Below are 21,157 nucleotides of genomic sequence, written 5' to 3'. Positions count from 1 at the left end.
CTGGCCTAAAAGCACGCTTATCACATTTTTCACGCGCAAACTTTAGCTATCCTTACCAGACAAACTAACGGGAGACCTGACAGATGATGCCGACAATTGCCCCACCATCTGTACTTTCCGCTCCCCAGCGCCGCTGTCAGGTATTGCTGACGCTTTTCCAGCCGGAGCCAATTGCCACGGTGGAAATCTTCAGCGCGCTTAATGGCGTTGATGATGATACTGCCCGTGAGGATATCACTGAGACAAGCCTGGAGATCCAGCGCTATCATCGCCTTGCCATCACAACATGCCAGAACGGTTGCTATCGGATCGAAGGTACAGCACTCGATCAGCGCCTTTGCCTTTTACACTGGCTCAGGCGCGGCCTGCGTTTATGCCCGACCTTCGTCACGCAACAGTTTACCCCGGCCTTAAAAAACGCGCTAAAGCAGCGCGGTATCGCGCGTCCGCTGTATGACGATATTAATCTGCACGCGCTCATCAATCTGTGCGCCCGCCGGTTGCAAAAACCATTTGAACATCGCGACGTGCAGTTCCTGCGTCTCTTTTTACAGTATTGTCTACTACAACACCATGCCGGCATCACCCCGGAGTTCAACCCTGTACAGCAGATTTGGGCGCAGTCGTGCGCGGAATATCCACTCGCCCAGGAAATTGGTCGTCACTGGCAGCGCCACGTGATGCAGGCCGCACCGCTCAATGAAGCGCTGTTTATGGCGTTACTGTTTTCAATGATTCGCCTCCCCGACCCGATTCGCGACACGCATCAACGGGCGCAGCAACTGCGACTGGAGGTGGCGCGGCTGGTGCTGCGCTTTCGAGAAAAAGGGAACGTACGCTTCAGCGACGAACAAGGGCTTAACGATCAGCTGTATGTCCATCTCGCCCAGGCGCTGAACCGAAGTTTATTCACGATTGGCATCGATAATACGCTTCCGGAAGAGTTTAACCGTCTTTATCCGCGTCTGGTTCGCACCACACGTGAGGCGCTCGCCGGGTTTGAAGCCGAATATGGTATCCACTTTTCCGAGGAAGAGACGGGGCTGGTGGCAGTGATTTTCGGCGCCTGGCTAATGCAGGATAACGATTTGCATGAGAGACAGATCGTATTGTTAGCGGATAAAAATGATGCGCTGGAGACGCATATTGAGCAGCAACTGCGTGAACTGACCTTATTGCCGCTGAATATCAGACGGATATCGCTCCAGGCGTTTCAAAAAGAGGGATGCCCGCGCGGCGTAGCGCTGATTGTTACCCCTTACGCCACGCCGCTACCGCTCTTCTCACCGCCATTAATTCATGCGGATCGCACCCTCACAGAGCACCAGCAGCAGCAGATCCGCAAGATCCTGGAATCATGACGCGGCAACCACTTTGGGCCGAAGGAAGATAGCGGGCAATGCCACCAGCGCCATAATCCAGAATACGCCGCCGCCCAGATGTTGATACAGAAAACCGGCAAATACCGTCATAATCGCGATACTGCCGCCCATCGCCACAGCGGAATAGACGGCCTGCAAACGAATCACCTCGCTTCCCTGACGCGCAGCGATATAGCGCATGGCGGCCAGATGGCAAACGGTAAACGTGCCACAGTGCAGGATTTGTATCACAATCAGCCACGGCAACGCCGTACTCCAGCCCATCAGTCCCCAGCGTACCACGCCGCACACAGCGGAAAGCAACAGCAAGTCGCGGGCGCTAAACCGGCGGAATAGCTTTTTACTCAGTGCGAAAATGATCACTTCCGCCACCACGCCCAACGACCATAAATAGCCGACCGCCGATGCTGAATAGCCAGCCCCCTGCCAGTAGATGGCGCTAAAACCGTAGTAGGCGGCGTGCGCCCCTTGCAGCAAGCAGACGCAGGCGAGAAAACGCCAACTTTGTGCCACCAGCGTACGCCAGGCGGGCCAGCCTGCGCTCTCCTGCTGACGGCTTTCCCCTTGCGGCGGCACGCTGGGACGTAACAACATACCCAGCAACATCGAGGCGACGCCGAGCGTCAGTAGCGCCAGAATCGCCTGGTAATCGTATAAACTCACCAGCTTACCGGTCAGCGCCGACCCTATCACGAAGGCGATGGACCCCCACAGCCGCACCCGACCATAGTCCAGGGTAATTTGCTTTTGCCAGGTATTGGCCAGCGCATCGGTCAGCGGCACCAGTGGTGAAAAGAAGAGGTTAAACCCAACCATCACCACCATTAGCCACGCGACATGCGTTCCTGCCCAAAATGCCAGCGCAAATACCAGCGTCAGCAATGCCAGTACGCGCAGCGCGGAGATCAACTGCGAAGGATCGCTTACGCGAGGCGCAATGAGCAGACTACCGAGAAAACGCGCGACCAGACCCACGCCCAGAAGAAGACCGATGGTTTCCGGCGTTAGCCCAAGACCTTTGAGCCAGACGCTCCAGAAGGGCAGAAAAATACCGTAACTAAAGAAGTAGGTGAAATAACTGAGCGCCAGCCAGCGCGTGGAATGCAATGCCATGATTCCCTCCCGTTTGGAGGCGATAGTCTGGCGGTAAACGGTTGCGCTGGCAAGGGTAACATAAGGTTAACAGGCGGAGGGAGAAGTTCAAACGACAACGCCGCCGGATAATGACTTCCGGCGGCGTCACGTTATGGCGCATAAGTAATGCCCGACAGACGCAGCGCCATCGGGCCATTTTCACAACATAAGCGCTTACGCGTAAACCGGGAAGCGGGCGCAGATATCCAGCACTTTCGCTTTCACGCGTTCAATGGTGGCTTCATCATTGATGTTGTCCAGCACGTCACACATCCAGCCAGCCAGCTCTTTCACTTCCGCTTCTTTGAAGCCGCGACGAGTAACCGCCGGAGAACCAATACGGATACCGGAGGTCACGAACGGGCTCTTCGGATCGTTCGGCACGCTGTTTTTGTTCACGGTGATGTTAGCACGGCCCAGCGCGGCGTCAGCTTCTTTACCGGTCAGGTTTTTATCCACCAGGTCCAGCAGGAACAGGTGGTTCTCAGTGCCGCCAGACACCACTTTGTAGCCGCGGTTCAGGAACACTTCCACCATCGCTTTGGCGTTTTTCGCCACCTGCTGCTGGTAAACTTTGAACTCCGGCTCCATCGCTTCTTTCAGCGCTACCGCTTTACCCGCGATCACGTGCATCAGCGGGCCGCCCTGCGCGCTTGGGAACACGGCGGAGTTCAGTTTTTTGTACAGCTCTTCATCGCCGCCCTTCGCCAGGATCAGGCCGCCGCGCGGACCCGCCAGGGTTTTGTGGGTGGTGGTGGTGACAACGTGAGCGTGCGGAACCGGGTTCGGGTAAACGCCTGCGGCAATCAGGCCCGCCACGTGCGCCATGTCGACAAACAGGTATGCGCCGATGCTGTCAGCGATTTCACGCATTTTTGCCCAGTCAACCACGCCGGAGTAGGCAGAGAAGCCACCGATAATCATCTTCGGCTTGTGCTCTTTGGCCAGCTTCGCCATCTCGTCATAGTCAATTTTACCGGACTCATCGATACCGTAAGGTACGATGTTGTACAGTTTACCGGAGAAGTTAACCGGGGAGCCGTGAGTCAGGTGGCCGCCCTGCGCCAGGTTCATACCCAGAACGGTATCGCCCGGTTGCAGCAGCGCGGTATAAACAGCGAAGTTAGCCTGAGAACCGGAGTGCGGCTGCACGTTAGCGTAGTCGGCGCCGAACAGTTCTTTCGCGCGGTCGATAGCCAGCTGCTCAACGACATCAACGTATTCGCAACCGCCGTAGTAGCGCTTGCCCGGATATCCTTCAGCGTATTTGTTGGTCAGCTGAGACCCCTGCGCCTGCATCACGCGCGGGCTGGTGTAGTTTTCGGAGGCGATCAGTTCGATGTGCTCTTCCTGACGTACTTTTTCCTGCTCCATAGCCTGCCACAATTCGGCATCATAATCGGCAATGTTCATTTCACGCTTTAACATCCGCATCTCCTGACTCAGCTAACAATAAAATTTGTGCCTGAAAAGGCAGTCCGTGGGACTTCGGCCAACAGTATAACCGAATCATTCTTCGATAACAGGTCTTGACAAAGGTTTTTACGCAAACGATTACCTGTGCGTCAGATAAGGGTTTCCTGAACGAGAGCCTGACGAATTTCAACGGATTTCTTTTCAGCTTTGTGATGCAGATTTTTCACGTTGTTACATCCATAACGTAAAGCAGAGAAGATCCATTTACAATGCAAGGGTATTTTTATAAGATGCATTTGATATACATCATTAGATTTTCACATAAAGGAAGCACGTATGCTTGACGCACAAACCATCGCTACAGTAAAGGCCACCATTCCCCTGCTGGTTGAAACAGGACCGAAACTGACCGCCCACTTCTACGATCGTATGTTTACGCATAACCCGGAGCTCAAAGAAATCTTCAATATGAGCAACCAGCGTAACGGCGATCAGCGCGAAGCCCTGTTTAATGCTATCGCGGCCTACGCCAGCAATATCGAAAATTTACCGGCGTTGCTGCCGGCGGTAGAAAAAATCGCGCAGAAGCACACCAGCTTCCAGATTAAGCCGGAGCAGTACAACATCGTCGGGACGCATCTGCTGGCGACGCTGGATGAAATGTTCAACCCGGGCCAGGAAGTGCTGGACGCGTGGGGCAAAGCCTATGGCGTACTGGCTAACGTCTTTATTCATCGGGAAGCCGAGATTTATCACGAGAACGCCAGCAAAGACGGCGGCTGGGAAGGCACGCGCCCCTTCCGCATCGTTGCGAAAACCCCGCGTAGCGCACTGATCACCAGCTTTGAGTTTGAACCGGTCGACGGCGGTACGGTGGCGGAATACCGTCCCGGGCAGTATCTGGGCGTCTGGCTGAAGCCGGAAGGTTTTGCACATCAGGAGATCCGCCAATATTCACTGACCCGTAAACCCGATGGCAAAGGGTACCGTATTGCCGTGAAGCGTGAAGACGGCGGCCAGGTATCAAACTGGTTACACCATCACGCCAGCGTAGGCGATGTGGTGCATCTGGCTGCGCCGGCAGGTGACTTCTTTATGAATGTCGCCGCTGATACCCCCGTTTCGCTGATTTCCGCTGGCGTCGGCCAGACGCCGATGTTGGCGATGCTCGATACGCTGGCGAAAGAACAGCATACCGCGCAGGTGAACTGGTTCCACGCGGCGGAGAACGGCGACGTCCATGCGTTTGCCGACGAAGTGAGCGAGCTGGGCCGTACACTGCCGCGTTTCACTGCCCATACCTGGTACCGCGAGCCAACCGAGGCCGATCGCGCCCAACGCCTCTTTGACAGCGAAGGGCTGATGGATTTAAGCAAACTGGAAGCCGCGATCAGCGATCCGGCAATGCAGTTCTATCTTTGCGGCCCGGTAGGCTTTATGCAGTTTGCCGCAAAACAACTGGTTTCACTTGGCGTGAATAACGAAAACATTCATTACGAATGCTTCGGCCCGCATAAAGTGCTGTAATTGCAAGAAATCCTCTGAAAAAACGGGCGTTATCGTTAAGGCGAACGCCCGTTTTCCTCCCCGTTCTCCTGCTTATTGCGCTGCTTTTTATGCCTTTCTTTTACAAAAAAGGGGAATAAAAAAAGTCTGTGCAAATCGTGTTATTATTAACGTTTGACTTAGCTCGTTAGGGCATCTTTTTATGCAGCAACCTGTTGTACGCATTGGAGAGTGGCTGGTTACACCTTCTGTTAATCAGATCAGTCGTCAGGGACGCCAGATTACTCTTGAACCACGGCTGATCGATCTTCTGATGTATTTTGCGCATCATCCGGATGAAGTGTTAAGCCGGGATAACATTATTGATCATGTCTGGATGCGCACCATCGTGACCAACCATGTTGTCACCCAAAGCATTTCTGAACTACGCAAATCATTAAGAGATGGCGGAGACAGCAATGCTGAATACATCGTTACCGTACCTAAACGCGGCTATAAGCTGACGGCGCCGGTTATCTGGTGCGAAGAAAATAGCGATGAGATCGATAATTTATCAACGTCGCCGCCGCCGCCGATCGCAGCGACGAATGCAGAACCGACGGAGGGGGTTACTGCCGCTACGCCTGTGCCGCCCGCCTCTTTGCAAACGCCGACTAAAAAGGCGAAAAAGCCGCGTATCGCTGCTTTCTGGACGTGGGTGATGTTCCTGCTCTCGCTGGCGACGCTGGTGGTGTTTATCGTGATGTCGGTGGTAGATCATAATGCCGCGGTAACAAAAACGCGGTTATTACTTAACCCACGAGATATAGATGTTCGTTTTGAAGGCGGCAATTCCTGTAATAACTGGGTCTCGCAGGAGTCCTACGCCATCGGTCTGGGCGGCTTAATCACCGACTTGCTGAACACCTACTCGACCTTTATGGTGCACGATAAAACCAATTACCGGGTCAATGAGCCAAGCAGCTCCGGTAAGACGTTAACCATTCAGTTTGTCAATCAGCGCCACTATCGGGCGCAGCAGTGCTTTATGTCTGTGGTGCTCATTGATAACGCCGATGGTTCAACCATGCTGGATAAGCGTTATTTCGTCACCAATACTAACCAGTTGTCCATCCAGGATGATCTGTTTAATAGCCTGTCTTTCGTTTTAACACAGCCCTGGCCTAATCGTATGCGAGAACAACTGGCCCTGTTCAGAACGCCGCAAAATACCGCGCTGATGCGTTTTTATGAGGCGCGCCAGCTTATTCTGAGCGGCGATGCGCAGGCGCTAAGTAAAGCCAGCGATATTCTGAATGGCATTATTAAGGAAACGCCTGATTTCAACTATGCCTATGAATATAAAGTGCTGGTAGATGTATTACGGCAATCACAACAGCCGTTTGATAAAGAACAAGTGGCTGCGCTGAACGAAGAATTTAAAAAAATAGATCAAATTCCGGGCGTTGAGAAAACGTCTGTTTATTATAAAATCAAGACCGTCGATCTGTTAGGCAAAGGTGATATCGATGCAGCGTATGAGGAAATCAATAAAAGCATCGAGCTTGAAATGTCGTGGTTTAACTATGTCCTGCTGGGGAAAGTTTACGAAATGAAAGGTGAGAATCGTCTGGCCGCTGATGCCTATCTGACCGCCTTTAATTTACGTCCAGGTGAAAACACGCTGTACTGGATCGAAAATGGCGTATTTCAGACATCCGTTCAGAAAATTGTCCCTTATCTGAATAGTTTTCTGGCAGAAGACTAAATTTAACGCTGAACCATGACGAATAAAAGCGAAAAGATATTAAATTTTTCGCTTTTATTTTGTGAAAAACATGTTGCCAAAAATAGCTTATGTTAATTTTGGCAACATATTCATCGCAAAGAAATGTAAATATAACTCTTTGTAATTAAACGATGTTTATCCTTTCATGATATTTTTCATGATATTTATATGTTAATTCAAAAAAATCAATCTATCAGTTTTTTCATGTTTGTGTTTATTTCACTTTTTCTTTAGGACTTATCTCAACCCATTCGTTAATCTTGTCGACAGTTGAACGGGCACGCAGCATATATGAAGCATAAGCCCGGTTCTTAAAAATACAGCTCAGGAGAAATGAACATGAGTTCTGTCAAAAAGATCGGGCTATTTGCCTGTACTGGCGTCGTTGCCGGTAATATGATGGGGAGCGGGATTGCATTATTACCCGCCAACCTTGCCAGTATTGGTGGCATTGCCATCTGGGGCTGGGTAATTTCTATTATTGGGGCAATGTCGCTGGCTTATGTTTATGCGAGGCTGGCAACCAAAAACCCTCAACAGGGTGGCCCTATCGCTTATGCTGGGGAAATATCTCCGGCGTTTGGTTTCCAGACCGGCGTTCTTTATTATCACGCAAACTGGATTGGTAACTTAGCCATCGGTATTACCGCTGTTTCTTATCTTTCTACGTTCTTCCCGGCATTAAATAATCCAATACCGGCAGGTATTGCCTGTATTGCTATCGTCTGGCTGTTCACCTTTATTAATATGCTGGGTGGGGCCTGGGTCAGCCGCTTGACAACGATTGGCCTATTCCTGGTGCTGATCCCGGTAGTCTTGACCGCAGTCGCCGGCTGGCATTGGTTCGATATCGCGACCTATCACGCGAACTGGAACACGTCCACGACGACCGACTCTCACGCCATTGTTAAAAGTATTCTGCTCTGCCTGTGGGCGTTCGTTGGCGTTGAGTCTGCCGCCGTCAGCACCGGCATGGTGAAAAACCCGAAACGCACCGTACCGCTGGCAACCATGCTGGGTACCGCGCTGGCAGGCATCATCTATATCGCCGCGACTCAGGTTATCGCCGGGATGTTCCCAGCTTCCGTTATGGCCTCTTCCGGCGCGCCGTTCGCTATCAGTACCTCCACGATTCTGGGTGGCTGGGCTGCGCCGCTGGTTTCCGCCTTTACCGCTTTCGCCTGCCTGACGTCTCTGGGCTCCTGGATGATGCTGGTCGGCCAGGCTGGGGTTCGCGCCGCCAACGACGGCAACTTCCCGAAAATTTACGGTGAAATGGATAAAAACGGTATTCCGAAAAAAGGTCTGCTGTTGGCTGCGGTGAAAATGACGGCGCTGATGATTCTGATCACCATCATGAACTCCAGCGGCGGTAAAGCGTCCGACCTGTTCGGCGAACTGACCGGGATTGCCGTACTGCTTACCATGCTGCCGTACTTCTACTCCTGTGTTGACCTGATTCGCTTCGAAGGGTTCAACATCCGTAACTCGGTAAGCCTGATTTGTTCTGTACTGGGCTGCGCATTTTGCTTCATCGCACTGATGGGCGCCAGCTCCTTCGAACTCTCCGGCACCTTTATCGTCAGTCTGATCATCCTGATGTTCTACGGTCGCAAAATGCACCAGCGCCAGAACAACGACAGCGACAACAATACGGCTGAAGCGCTTTAACCGCTAACTCCTTTTTCTCAAAGCCCCTTTCGTCACCTGCTATAGCGTAGCGGGAGGGGCCCACTTTACCAGGAACAAGACTATGAACGTTATTGCTATCATGAACCACATGGGCGTCTACTTTAAAGAAGAGCCTATTCGTGAACTGCATCGTGCACTGGAAGGTTTAAATTTCCGTATCGTCTATCCAAACGACCGAGAAGACCTGCTGAAGCTGATTGAAAATAACTCCCGCCTTTGCGGCGTCATTTTCGACTGGGATAAATATAACCTCGAGCTTTGCGAAGAGATTAGCAAGCTGAACGAGTATATGCCGCTGTACGCCTTCGCCAACAGCTACTCTACGCTGGACGTCAGCCTCAACGATCTGAGAATGCAGGTTCGCTTCTTTGAATATGCTTTAGGCGCCGCAGCCGATATCGCGGCGAAAATTCGCCAGAATACCGATGAATACATCGACAATATTCTGCCGCCGCTGACAAAAGCACTGTTCAAATATGTGCGCGAAGGGAAATATACTTTCTGTACGCCTGGCCACATGGGCGGGACCGCTTTCCAGAAAAGCCCCGTCGGCAGCATCTTTTATGATTTCTTCGGCCCGAACACGATGAAATCCGATATTTCGATTTCCGTTTCCGAACTGGGTTCGCTGCTGGACCACTCCGGCCCGCATAAAGAAGCAGAAGAGTATATCGCCCGCGTCTTTAACGCCGAACGTAGCTACATGGTGACGAACGGCACCTCTACGGCGAACAAAATCGTCGGTATGTACTCCGCGCCGGCAGGCAGCACGGTACTGATTGACCGTAACTGCCATAAATCGCTGACCCATCTGATGATGATGAGCGACATTACGCCGATTTATTTCCGCCCAACCCGTAACGCCTACGGTATTCTTGGCGGTATTCCGCAAAGCGAGTTCCAGCACGCCACTATCGCTAAACGGGTAAAAGAGACGCCTAACGCAACCTGGCCGGTCCATGCTGTTATTACTAACTCAACCTATGACGGTCTGTTGTATAACACTGACTACATCAAGAAAACTCTGGATGTGAAGTCCATTCATTTTGACTCCGCCTGGGTGCCTTATACCAATTTCTCCCCTATTTATCAGGGTAAATGCGGTATGAGCGGCGACCGTGTAGAAGGCAAAATCATTTATGAAACCCAGTCCACGCATAAACTGCTGGCGGCGTTTTCACAGGCATCCATGATTCATGTTAAAGGCGACATTAACGAAGAAACCTTTAACGAAGCCTACATGATGCATACCACCACTTCTCCGCACTACGGTATCGTAGCGTCTACTGAAACCGCAGCGGCGATGATGAAAGGTAATGCGGGTAAACGCCTGATTAACGGCTCTATTGAACGTGCGATTAAATTCCGTAAAGAAATTAAACGTCTGAAAAGCGAATCTGACGGCTGGTTCTTTGACGTATGGCAGCCGGAACATATCGATGGGGCTGAGTGCTGGCCGCTGCGTTCAGATAGCGCATGGCATGGCTTCAAAAATATCGATAACGAACACATGTACCTCGACCCGATCAAAGTCACTATCCTGACGCCGGGGATGAAGAAAGACGGTACGATGGATGAGTTCGGTATTCCGGCAAGTCTGGTCGCCAAATATCTCGATGAACGCGGCATCATCGTAGAAAAAACCGGTCCATACAACCTGCTGTTCCTGTTCAGCATTGGTATCGACAAAACCAAAGCTCTGAGCCTGCTGCGCGCACTCACTGAATTTAAACGCGCCTTTGACCTGAACCTGCGCGTCAAAAACATTCTGCCTGCACTGTACCGCGAAGCGCCTGAGTTTTATGAAAATATGCGCATCCAGGAACTGGCGCAGAATATTCATAAACTGGTCGAACATCATAATCTGCCGGACTTAATGTACCGTGCGTTTGAAGTGCTGCCGAAAATGGTGATGACGCCGTATACTGCGTTCCAGAAAGAGCTGCATGGCGAAACGGAAGAGGTGTATCTTGAAGAGATGGTTGGACGCGTCAACGCCAACATGATCCTTCCTTACCCTCCGGGAGTGCCGCTGGTGATGCCTGGTGAAATGATCACCGAGGAAAGCCGTCCGGTACTGGAATTCCTGCAAATGCTGTGCGAAATCGGCGCTCACTATCCGGGCTTCGAAACAGATATCCACGGCGCCTATCGTCAGGCAGACGGACGTTACACCGTTAAGGTGCTGAAAGAAAATACGAAATAAGTACCAAAGGGAAGTGGCTTGCCACTTCCCTTTTTTCACGCAGCAAGGAGACTTTATGAAAACACCCTCACAACCGCGCGCGATTTTTTACATCGTGGCGATTCAAATTTGGGAATACTTCAGCTTTTACGGCATGCGTGCCTTACTCATCCTTTATCTTACCCACCAGCTTGGTTTTAATGACAGCCACGCGATCAACCTCTTCAGCGCCTACGCCTCTTTAGTTTACGTTACCCCTATTCTTGGCGGCTGGCTTGCCGACCGCCTGCTTGGCAACCGCGTGGCGGTTATCACCGGCGCCTTATTGATGACGCTGGGTCATGTGGTATTGGGCTTAGAATCTGATTCAACGCTGAGTTTATATGCGGCGCTGGCCATTATTATCTGCGGCTACGGCTTGTTTAAATCCAATATTAGCTGTCTGCTGGGCGAACTTTACGCCCCTGATGACAACCGCCGCGACGGGGGATTCTCGCTGCTCTACGCCGCCGGGAATATTGGATCGATAGCCGCGCCGATCGCCTGTGGTCTGGCGGCGCAGTGGTATGGCTGGCATGTCGGCTTTGCGCTGGCGGGCGTCGGAATGTTCATCGGCCTGCTCATCTTTTTAAGCGGTCATCGCCACTTTCAGCAGACGCGCGGTGTTAATCGCCCCGCGCTGCGGGCGGTTAAATTCGCCCTTCCAACCTGGGGTTGGCTGGTATTAATGCTGTGTATCGCGCCGGTATTCTTCACCCTCCTGCTGGAAAATAACTGGTCTGGCTATGTGCTGGCCATTGTCTGCGTCTTCGCGGCGCAACTTATTGCCCGTATTATGGTTAAATTTCCCGAACACCGTCGCGCCTTGTGGCAAATCGTTCTGTTAATGATCACCGGCACTCTCTTCTGGGTTCTGGCGCAGCAGGGCGGAAGTTCGATCAGTTTATTCATCGACCGTTTTGTCAACCGCCACTGGCTGAACATGACCGTCCCCACCGCATTGTTCCAGTCGGTCAATGCGATTGCGGTGATGGCGGCGGGCGTGGTGCTGGCGTGGCTGAGCAGCCCGAAAGAGAGCGCCCGCTCGGTGCTGCGCGTCTGGCTTAAATTTGCCGTGGGACTGGTATTAATGGGCGGCGGTTTTATGCTGCTGGCGCTAAACGCGCATCAGGCCCGGTTAGACGGGCAGGCATCAATGGGAATGATGATCGCAGGGCTGGCGCTGATGGGCTTTGCAGAGCTGTTTATTGATCCGGTCGCGATGGCGCAAATTACCCGCCTCAACCTGCCTGGCGTCACGGGCGTGCTGACCGGTATTTATATGCTGGCGACCGGCGCGGTCGCTAACTGGCTGGCTGGCGTCGTCGCGCAACAAACCACGGAATCGCAAATTAGTGATACGGCGGTAGCCGCCTACGGACACTTTTTCTCGCAAATGGGCGAGTGGACGCTAAGTTGCGTGGCGCTGATCGTCGCCATTGTCGGCCTGAGATGGGTTTGCACCCGGACTACATCGGCGCTACCGCAGGGCGATTAAACGGTGGTTCGCTGCCCACAAGGAGGAGACGGGCAGCGAATCGGCACATCAGATAGCCGCGTCGTCTTCTTCGCCAGTACGGATACGAATAACGCGGGCGACATCAAAGACAAAGATCTTACCGTCGCCGATTTTCCCCGTCTGCGCGGTACGAATGATGGTATCAACACAGGTATCCACGATGTCGTCAGGCACAACGATTTCAATTTTTACCTTCGGCAGAAAATCCACCATATATTCCGCGCCGCGATACAGCTCGGTGTGGCCTTTTTGACGGCCAAAACCTTTGACTTCAGTGACCGTCATGCCGGTAATACCTACCTCGGCCAGCGCTTCACGGACATCGTCCAGCTTGAAGGGTTTAATAATCGCATCAATCTTTTTCATGCTATTCCTTGAAAAGGTCGCCTGTGTTTTGATCGGTTAAACGTAACATATTTCGCGCTACTTTACGGCATGAAAACTACTCTTTGAAATCATTCGCATCCAGTTCGTGACGGGAGAGTAGCTTATAGAATTCCGTGCGGTTGCGCCCCGCCATCCTTGCCGCGTGCGTCACGTTACCTTTGGTAATTTGCAGTAACTTGCGCAGATAGTTCAGTTCAAATTGGTTTCGCGCTTCGGCAAAAGTTGGCAGCGCGGTGTTTTCGCCTTCCAGCGCCTGCTCGACCAACGCATCGCTGATCACCGGCGAAGAGGTTAACGCCACACATTGTTCAATGACGTTGACCAGTTGGCGCACGTTGCCCGGCCAGCTTGCCGTCATCAGCCGTTTCATTGCATCAGTAGAAAAGGCGCGAACAAACGGTTTATGCCGCTGTGCCGACTGTCTGAGCAGATGATTAGCCAGCAGCGGAATATCCTCGGTACGCTCCGCCAGCGCCGGAATTTTCAGGCTCACGACATTCAGCCGGTAGTACAAATCTTCACGAAATTCGCCCCGCGCCATCGCCTTCGGCAGATCGCGGTGCGTCGCGGAAATAATTCGTACGTCGATATCAATATCGCGATTGCTGCCCAGCGGCCTGACCTTGCGCTCCTGTAACACCCGCAGCAGCTTCACCTGTAACGGCGCGGGCATATCGCCAATTTCATCCAGAAACAGCGTGCCGCCTTCCGCCGCCTGGAACAACCCTTCACGATTGCTCACTGCGCCGGTAAAGGCGCCGCGCGCATGGCCGAATAATTCGGACTCCAGCAACTGTTCCGGCAACGCGCCGCAGTTGATGGCGACAAACGGCTTGTTACTGCGCGGGCTGGCATTATGAATCGCCTGTGCGAAAATCTCTTTCCCGGTGCCGCTTTGTCCGTTAATCAATACGCTGACATCCGACTGCGCGACCATGCGCGCCTGTTCAAGCAGTCGCAGCATCAGCGGGCTACGGGTAACGATAGCGTTGCGCCAGCTATCGTCCGTTGCGGGAGCGGACTGCTCCAGCGCTTCATCTATCGCTTTATATAACGCGTCTCTGTCGATCGGCTTCGTCAAAAAGCTGAATACGCCTTTCTGGGTAGCGGCCACCGCATCCGGAATAGAACCATGCGCCGTCAGAATGATAACCGGCATTCCCGGCTGTACTTTCTGAATTTCTGTGAACAGTTGCATACCATCCATTTCGTCCATGCGCAGGTCGCTTATTACCAGATCCACTTTTTCCCGATGCAGTACCCGCAGTCCTTCCTGGCCGCTCTCTGCGGTCACGACGCTGTATCCTTCACTGGTCAGGCGCATACCGAGCAATTTCAGTAATCCGGGATCGTCATCGACCAGCAGCAGGTGCGCCGGTTTACGGCTTATCATGGCGTTACCTCATCTTGTGACGGCGACGGCGCCGCGCCATCTTCAGACGTCGCGGGTTTGTCATTCGTATGCGGCGTATCGGCGTTGTAATTCCCTGCCGGTTTTCGTGTCGAAAGCTGGCGCTCAATATCGGTTAAACTCTCCAGCTTACGGGTGGTAAGATCGAGCTGCGTTTGCAAGGCCTGTTGCTGCTGGCGCAGCGCATCCAGCTCACTATCTGACGTTTGCTGGAGTTTGCTATAACGCTGACGTTCGGCAGAAAGTGCTAATTGCAGCGCCTGACCGTCATGCCAGATTTGGTAGACGGGCCGTACCTGAGCCGGTATTTGCGCGCTTAACGCCTCCAGACGGGTCACTATGGCGCGCCGCTCCGGCGGCGTAATTTTTGCATCCGCCAGTAAGATCCCGCGCCTGAAGGCATTCTGCCAGTTATCATCCGTCAACGCGCGCGCCTCTGCGCGCGACTGAACCGGCATCAGACGATCGGCGCAGTCAATCGTGCGTAGCCAGTACAGCGGATTCGTCTCCACCGCCTGCCCGCGTAGCGACCAGATATCCGCGCACGCCGTCGGGAGATAATCCGCCAGTTGATAATGGGGGAGCGTGTCCTGCGCTGCGCTACCGGGCAGTTGCTGTGCAGCATGGGGAACACATGCGGTCAGCGCCAGACACGATATGCCCACCGGTATTCCCCACCGCAAAAGGCATCGTTTAATAGTTTGGACGAAAACGTGTGACATACGCACCAGGCTTAAATTCATATTAGTGTTTGTCAGATGCAGGCAATGGCAGCGAGATGCGAAAACAAACTTCCTGCGCGTTGTCATCCACCAGTTGGATCTCTCCCTGCATTCGACGAATACAATCTCTGGCGATACTCAGCCCTAACCCACTGCCTTTTACCGCCCCTTTTCGCTGGTGGCTTCCCTGGAAAAAAGGCTCAAAAATCATTTCTCTTTCGGTTTGCGGAATCGGTTCGCCGCTATTAACCACATCGATATAAACCGTGGAGCCCTGAGAGCGACTACGGATACAAATGTTACCGGATTCAGCGCCATAGTGCACCGCGTTGGAATAGAGATTATCCAGCACGCTCATCAGCAACATGGGCTCTGCTATGCAGCGTTCGGCCTCCAGGTCGACATCGGTATGCATCATTTTAGCGCGGGCAGGCAAACTGTGGGCGGAAACCACCATATCCACAAGCGGCGCGATATCGACCGCTTCCAGCTCTGTGGCACTGTCTACCAGTTTCCGGTTGTAATCAAGCAATTGCTCAATCAATTTTTGTAAATTACGACTGCTGTCATCCAGAATATCGACCACCTCTTTTTGCTCCGGCGTCAGCGGCCCAACCACCTGATCGGCCAACAGCTCTGTCCCCTCGCGCATACTGGCCAGCGGGGTTTTCAGCTCATGGGACAGGTGACGTAGAAACTGATGGCGCTGGGATTCCAGCCACGCCAGACGCTCACTCAGCCAGATAATGCGCTGCCCCACCGATCGTAATTCACGCGGACCGGTAAAGGTGACGGTATTCCCTAAAGAACGGCCTTCGCCCAGGCGATTAATCATCCGTTCAATTCCTTTCACCGGCCCGATAATCATGCGGGTAAAAAGTAGCACCATCGCCAGGCTCACCAGAAATAGCACCAGCGCCTGCCAGCCGAAAAATTGTCCGCGTTCGGCGATTTCTTGTTGTAACTGCTGCCCGCGCGAGTAAACCACAGTACGCGTCGCCTGTACCATTTCCGTATTAGCGTTGGCAAAGGCCTCCAGACGCGCGGCCGCTGCCGCTTCCGGGCCGCTATCTTTACACTGCAATTGCGCCAGCGCGTTTAAATCCTGGCGTAACGCCTGATACAACTTATCATCCGGCAAGACGCCAGCATGGGCGTCCAGCATATCGCTATAGCGCTTACGCTGGCTTTGATACACTTTTGCCAGCGTCGGATCGTCAAGCACGCAATACTGTCGGTAGCTTCGCTCCATCTCCAGCGCGACGTTGGTCATCGCCTCGCTGCGCCGGGCGTCAATAAGCGTGCTGCGGTTAGTCACCGCAGCCTGATCGCTTAACGCGTTAAGGCTTTGCCACGCCTGCCAGGCCAGAACCAGCAACGGCAGCAGGATCAGCAAAAAGGCCAGCATGACCAATTGTCGTAAAGAACGGGGGAAAACAGACCAGCGCTTCAACGTGTCGCTCACATAAAAGAAGAATAAAAAAGATGCTAACCGAGGGAAGCGCCAGATACAACAAAGCCGGGCTAAACCCGGCTTTGTTATGGAATAAGGCGGTGCCTAACTCGACGTTTCGCCCGGAGGTTGATAAAGCTACGCTATTATCAGAAGTTGGACGGCAGGCACCTTGTTGTGCGTCATTCGAAGTTTATGTAGCGCGTCCCTAAGGGGCTGACATAAGAAGGTGAATGAGCCACTGGTTATCATTATGCAGTAATTGTGCCAACATTCAAAAGACTTTGTTAACACAATGATAGATATGAAAAATATCGTTATTCATGCTAAAAATGGCTCTGTCTGTTTTTTGCCCTTTCTGTCGCCAATCAGCAACACCTGTAACACCTAAAAATAAAAAAATTTAAAATCAAATAGTTAAATGTCTCTTTTTGGCGACAACCTATCCCCCACTCATGTCGGGATTTCCCGACACTTTAATCTTGCGGCATAAGCACTAGTTTATTGCCGGATGGCGGCGTAAACGCCTTATCCGACCTACCGCTTGACGTTCAAGACGGTAGCTTCAACCGCGCTTCCCCGTGGGCCTGATAAGCGCCGTCTACAAAAAAGCCCCTCGTGAAGAGGGGCTTAATGGCTATCGGGCTAATTAACCAAGCTGCTTACGCGCATTACGGAAGATACGCATCCACGGGCTATCCTCGCCCCAGTTTTCCGGGTGCCAGGAGTTGGCGACGGTGCGGAATACGCGCTCCGGATGCGGCATCATAATCGTCACCCGACCATTTTCGGTCGTCACCGCCGTGATGCCGTTCGGCGAACCGTTCGGGTTAGCCGGATAGGTTTCGGTCACCTTACCAAAGTTATCAACGTAGCGCAGGGCGACCAGGCCTTTGCTCTCAAGCGCGGCAAGATGCGCATCGTCCCGCACCTCAACGCGCCCTTCCCCATGGGAAACCGCAATCGGCATCTGTGAGCCTACCATTCCTTGCAGCAGCAGCGATGGGCTTTGCGTCACTTCCACCAGGCTGAAGCGGGCTTCGAAGCGGTCAGAATGGTTACGTACAAAACGCGGCCACAGTTCGCTGCCCGGGATCAGTTCGCGCAGATTCGACATCATCTGGCAACCGTTGCACACGCCCAGCGCCAGCGTCTGCGGACGATGGAAGAAGGTTTCGAATTCGTCGCGCACCCGATGGTTAAACAGAATGGATTTCGCCCAGCCTTCGCCCGCCCCCAGCACGTCGCCGTAGGAAAAGCCGCCGCAAGCCACCAGCGCATGGAAGTTGCCCAGACCGATACGACCGCCCAGCAGGTCGCTCATATGGACGTCAATCGCGTCAAAGCCCGCACGATGGAACGCCGCCGCCATCTCCACGTGAGAGTTCACCCCCTGCTCGCGCAGTACAGCGACTTTCGGTCGTGCGCCTGTCGCAATGTACGGCGCGGCGATATCTTCATTAATATCAAACGACAGCTTCACGTTGAGGCCCGGATCGGCATCATTCGCTTTCGCCTCGTGTTCCTGGTCAGCACATTGCGGATTGTCGCGCAGACGCTGCATCTGCCAGGTGGTTTCCGCCCACCAGACACGCAGCGTAGTACGGCTTTCGCTGAATACCGTCTGGTCATTAGCGGTAATCACAAAGCGATCGCCAGCCAGAGCCTGACCAAGGTAGTGGACGCAGTCAGCAAGGCCGTACTGCGCCAACAGCGTTTCGACCGCGTCTCTGTCTTCAGCGCGTACCTGAATCACGCCGCCCAGCTCCTCGTTGAACAGTGCGGCCAGATGGTCATCGCCCAGCGCGGCGATATCGACCTGCACGCCGCAGTGGCCGGCAAAGGCCATCTCGGCCAGCGTCACCAGCAGACCGCCGTCGGAACGGTCGTGCCAGGCCAGTAATTTACGCGCAGCGACCAGCGCCTGCATGGCGTCATAGAAGCCTTTCAGTTGCGCGACGTCACGCACGTCCGCGGGTTTGTCGCCAAGCTGACGATAGACCTGCGCCAGCGCCGTTGCGCCCAGCGCGTTGTGGCCCTTGCCAAGATCGATCAGCAGCAAGGCGTTATCTTCCGTTGACAGCTGCGGCGTAAGGGTGTGACGCACGTCTTCCACGCGGGCAAACGCGGAAATCACCAGCGACAGCGGCGAGGTCATTTCGCGCTGTTCGTTACCTTCCTGCCAGCGGGTTTTCATCGACATCGAATCTTTGCCCACCGGAATCGTCAGGCCAAGCTGCGGACAGAGTTCCTCTCCCACCGCTTTAACCGCGTCATACAAACCGGCATCTTCGCCAGGATGACCGGCTGCCGCCATCCAGTTAGCGGAAAGCTTGATGCGCTTGATATCGCCAATCTGCGTCGCGGCAATGTTAGTCAACGCTTCACCGACGGCCAGACGGGCGGAGGCGGCAAAGTCCAGCAGCGCCACCGGCGCGCGCTCGCCAATCGACATCGCTTCGCCGTAGTAGCTGTCGAGGCTGGCGGTAGTGACCGCGCAGTCAGCCACCGGGACCTGCCACGGGCCAACCATCTGGTCACGCGCCACCATACCGGTGACGGTACGGTCGCCAATAGTGACAAGGAAGGTTTTTTCCGCCACGGTCGGCAGATGCAGAACACGATTTACCGCGTCGGCAATCGTGATATCCGCGCGGTTCAGCGCATCGCCTTTCGCCTTCAATGTTTGCACATCGCGGGTCATTTTCGGCGTTTTGCCCAGCAGGACATCCAGCGGCAGGTCGATCGGCTGATTGTCGAAATGGTTATCATGCAACGAGAGATGCTGTTCTTCGGTAGCGTCGCCAATGACCGCATACGGCGCGCGTTCGCGCTTACACAGTTCGTCGAACAGCGACAACTGGTCAGCCGCGACCGCCAGTACGTAGCGCTCCTGGGATTCGTTACACCAGATTTCCAGCGGGCTCATGCCCGGCTCGTCGCTAAGAATGTCGCGCAGTTCGAATTTCCCGCCGCGCCCGCCGTCGCTCACCAGCTCCGGCATGGCGTTGGAGAGACCGCCCGCGCCCACATCATGGATAAACAGGATTGGGTTGGCGTCGCCCAACTGCCAGCAGCGGTCGATCACTTCCTGGCAGCGGCGTTCCATTTCCGGGTTATCGCGCTGAACAGAGGCAAAATCGAGATCCGCATCAGACTGGCCGGAAGCCATTGACGATGCCGCGCCGCCGCCGAGGCCGATATTCATCGCCGGGCCGCCAAGGACGATCAGCTTCGCGCCCACGACGATCTCGCCTTTCTGCACGTGATCGGCGCGAATATTACCGATCCCGCCCGCCAGCATGATCGGCTTATGGTAGCCGCGCAGCTCTTCGCCGTTATGGCTGTTCACTTTCTCTTCGTAGGTACGGAAGTAACCGGTCAGCGCCGGGCGACCAAATTCGTTGTTAAACGCCGCGCCGCCCAGCGGACCTTCGGTCATGATATCCAGCGCGGTGACAATACGTTCCGGCTTGCCAAAATCCTCTTCCCACGGCTGTTCAAAGCCCGGAATACGCAGGTTGGAAACGGAGAAGCCCACCAGCCCGGCTTTTGGTTTCGCGCCACGCCCGGTGGCGCCTTCATCACGAATTTCGCCGCCGGAACCGGTCGCCGCCCCCGGCCACGGAGAGATAGCGGTTGGGTGGTTATGCGTTTCGACCTTCATCAGAATGTGCGCGGGCTCCTGATGAAAATCGTAACGGCCGGTATTGTGGTCGGCGAAGTAGCGCCCCACCGCAGATCCTTCCATCACCGCGGCATTGTCTTTATAGGCAGAGAGCACATAGTCCGGCGTGGTTTCGAAGGTGTTTTTAATCATTTTAAACAGCGACTTCGGCTGCGGTTTACCGTCGATAATCCAGTCGGCATTAAAAATCTTGTGGCGGCAGTGCTCGGAGTTCGCCTGGGCGAACATGTACAATTCGATATCGTTCGGGTTGCGCCCCAGTTTGGTAAACGCCTCCTGCAAATAGTCGATTTCATCTTCCGCCAGCGCCAGACCAAGACGCAGGTTGGCGTCAATTAACGCCTGACGGCCTTCTCCCAGCAGATCGACACTGGAAACCGGCGCAGGCTGATGGTGGATAAACAGTTTTTCCGCATCGGTTAAAGAAGAGAACACCGTCTCCATCATACGGTCGTGCAGCTCTGCGGCCACTTGTCGCCACTGTTCCGCCGTCAACGTCGAAGCCTCGATATAGTACGCTACGCCGCGCTCCAGACGATCAACCTGTTGCAGGCCGCAGTTGTGGGCGATATCCGTTGCTTTTGAAGACCAGGGGGAGATGGTACCAGGACGCGGTGTGACCAACAGAAGTTTACCCGCTGGCGTATGGCTGTTAAGCGCCGGGCCGTATTGCAACAGACGGGTAAGCTGCGCCTGCTCGCTATCATTTAACGGGGCGTTCAGGTCAGCAAAATGGACATACTCAGCGTATATATTGTGGACCTGGAGGTTGGCAGCCTGAAAGCGCGCCAGCAGTTTATTGATACGGAATGCAGACAGTGCAGGCGAACCACGCAGAATTTCCATCATAAGTCT

Annotated in this window: 13 protein-coding genes; 6 read left to right on the top strand and 7 right to left on the bottom strand. The window is 53.9% G+C overall.

Annotated features, from left to right (window positions below):
* The first annotated feature begins 83 nt into the window (after nucleotides 1–83).
* A complete protein-coding gene (gene csiE, locus NA330_RS19730) occupies nucleotides 84–1,361 on the top strand; it encodes a stationary phase inducible protein CsiE (RefSeq protein ID WP_000982963.1) in 1,278 nt (425 codons plus the stop codon).
* Here csiE and NA330_RS19725 read toward each other — a convergent pair.
* Nucleotides 1,356–2,495 (bottom strand): 3-phenylpropionate MFS transporter, encoded by a 1,140-nt coding sequence (locus NA330_RS19725; RefSeq protein ID WP_001173721.1) that lies wholly within the window; start codon nucleotides 2,493–2,495, stop codon nucleotides 1,356–1,358. The two genes, csiE and NA330_RS19725, sit on opposite strands and share 6 nt — an antisense overlap.
* 195 nt (nucleotides 2,496–2,690) lie before the next feature.
* Nucleotides 2,691–3,944: a serine hydroxymethyltransferase gene (gene glyA, locus NA330_RS19720; protein WP_000919178.1), complete on the bottom strand. Its 1,254-nt coding sequence runs from the start codon at nucleotides 3,942–3,944 to the stop codon at nucleotides 2,691–2,693.
* 324 nt (nucleotides 3,945–4,268) lie between these two features.
* On the opposite strand from glyA, the gene hmpA reads away from it, so the two are divergent.
* The 5 genes from hmpA to dtpD all read left to right on the top strand — a co-directional run bounded on the left by hmpA (nucleotide 4,269) and on the right by dtpD (nucleotide 12,620).
* Nucleotides 4,269–5,459, top strand: a complete 1,191-nt coding sequence (gene hmpA / locus NA330_RS19715) for an NO-inducible flavohemoprotein (RefSeq protein ID WP_000883146.1) — start codon at nucleotides 4,269–4,271, stop codon at nucleotides 5,457–5,459.
* A 181-nt stretch (nucleotides 5,460–5,640) separates the two neighbouring features.
* On the top strand, nucleotides 5,641–7,185 hold the full coding sequence (cadC, locus tag NA330_RS19710; protein WP_023241642.1) for a lysine decarboxylation/transport transcriptional activator CadC: 1,545 nt from the start codon (nucleotides 5,641–5,643) through the stop codon (nucleotides 7,183–7,185).
* 360 nt (nucleotides 7,186–7,545) lie between these two features.
* A complete protein-coding gene (gene cadB / locus NA330_RS19705) occupies nucleotides 7,546–8,877 on the top strand; it encodes a cadaverine/lysine antiporter (protein ID WP_000100008.1) in 1,332 nt (443 codons plus the stop codon).
* Nucleotides 8,878–8,959: 82 nt separating this feature from the next.
* Nucleotides 8,960–11,104, top strand: a complete 2,145-nt coding sequence (gene cadA / locus NA330_RS19700; protein WP_001100652.1) for a lysine decarboxylase CadA — start codon at nucleotides 8,960–8,962, stop codon at nucleotides 11,102–11,104.
* Nucleotides 11,105–11,159: 55 nt separating this feature from the next.
* Nucleotides 11,160–12,620 (top strand): dipeptide permease DtpD, encoded by a 1,461-nt coding sequence (gene dtpD, locus NA330_RS19695; RefSeq protein ID WP_000856793.1) that lies wholly within the window; start codon nucleotides 11,160–11,162, stop codon nucleotides 12,618–12,620.
* A gap of 48 nt (nucleotides 12,621–12,668) precedes the next feature.
* On the opposite strand, the gene glnB is transcribed toward dtpD, so the two are convergent.
* From glnB to purL, 5 genes are all read right to left on the bottom strand, one after another.
* Nucleotides 12,669–13,007, bottom strand: coding sequence for a nitrogen regulatory protein P-II (gene glnB / locus NA330_RS19690; protein WP_000717694.1), 339 nt, complete (start codon nucleotides 13,005–13,007; stop codon nucleotides 12,669–12,671).
* Between the two features lie 76 nt (nucleotides 13,008–13,083).
* Nucleotides 13,084–14,418, bottom strand: a complete 1,335-nt coding sequence (gene glrR / locus NA330_RS19685) for a two-component system response regulator GlrR (protein WP_024131115.1) — start codon at nucleotides 14,416–14,418, stop codon at nucleotides 13,084–13,086.
* Nucleotides 14,418–15,182 carry a two-component system QseEF-associated lipoprotein QseG gene (qseG, locus tag NA330_RS19680; protein ID WP_001054234.1) on the bottom strand — a complete coding sequence of 255 codons (765 nt, stop codon included), beginning with the start codon at nucleotides 15,180–15,182 and terminating at the stop codon, nucleotides 14,418–14,420. Before qseG ends, glrR begins: the two co-directional genes overlap by 1 nt.
* 1 nt (nucleotide 15,183) lies before the next feature.
* Nucleotides 15,184–16,614, bottom strand: a complete 1,431-nt coding sequence (gene qseE / locus NA330_RS19675; RefSeq protein ID WP_001670672.1) for a two component system sensor histidine kinase QseE/GlrK — start codon at nucleotides 16,612–16,614, stop codon at nucleotides 15,184–15,186.
* Nucleotides 16,615–17,263: 649 nt separating this feature from the next.
* Entirely contained in the window at nucleotides 17,264–21,151 is a 3,888-nt protein-coding gene (gene purL / locus NA330_RS19670; protein ID WP_024149223.1) for a phosphoribosylformylglycinamidine synthase, read from the bottom strand.
* Between the last annotated feature and the right edge of the window lie 6 nt (nucleotides 21,152–21,157).

The sequence above is a fragment of the Salmonella sp. NW722 genome, from assembly GCF_051702785.1.
Taxonomy (GTDB): Bacteria; Pseudomonadota; Gammaproteobacteria; order Enterobacterales; family Enterobacteriaceae; genus Salmonella; species Salmonella enterica.
Note: the sequence above shows the minus strand (reverse complement) of the source record. Positions and strands in the feature narration are given on the sequence as shown.

What these genes read in the sequence shown, in the direction of transcription:
- csiE (WP_000982963.1), top strand. Translation starts at nt 84, where the DNA reads ATGATGCCGACAATTGCCCCACCATCTGTACTTTCCGCTCCCCAGCGC.
- dtpD (WP_000856793.1), top strand. Translation starts at nt 11,160, where the DNA reads ATGAAAACACCCTCACAACCGCGCGCGATTTTTTACATCGTGGCGATT.
- cadB (WP_000100008.1), top strand. Translation starts at nt 7,546, where the DNA reads ATGAGTTCTGTCAAAAAGATCGGGCTATTTGCCTGTACTGGCGTCGTT.
- cadA (WP_001100652.1), top strand. Translation starts at nt 8,960, where the DNA reads ATGAACGTTATTGCTATCATGAACCACATGGGCGTCTACTTTAAAGAA.
- hmpA (WP_000883146.1), top strand. Translation starts at nt 4,269, where the DNA reads ATGCTTGACGCACAAACCATCGCTACAGTAAAGGCCACCATTCCCCTG.
- NA330_RS19725 (WP_001173721.1), bottom strand. Translation starts at nt 2,495, where the DNA reads ATGGCATTGCATTCCACGCGCTGGCTGGCGCTCAGTTATTTCACCTAC.
- glnB (WP_000717694.1), bottom strand. Translation starts at nt 13,007, where the DNA reads ATGAAAAAGATTGATGCGATTATTAAACCCTTCAAGCTGGACGATGTC.
- purL (WP_024149223.1), bottom strand. Translation starts at nt 21,151, where the DNA reads ATGATGGAAATTCTGCGTGGTTCGCCTGCACTGTCTGCATTCCGTATC.
- glyA (WP_000919178.1), bottom strand. Translation starts at nt 3,944, where the DNA reads ATGTTAAAGCGTGAAATGAACATTGCCGATTATGATGCCGAATTGTGG.
- cadC (WP_023241642.1), top strand. Translation starts at nt 5,641, where the DNA reads ATGCAGCAACCTGTTGTACGCATTGGAGAGTGGCTGGTTACACCTTCT.
- qseG (WP_001054234.1), bottom strand. Translation starts at nt 15,182, where the DNA reads ATGAATTTAAGCCTGGTGCGTATGTCACACGTTTTCGTCCAAACTATT.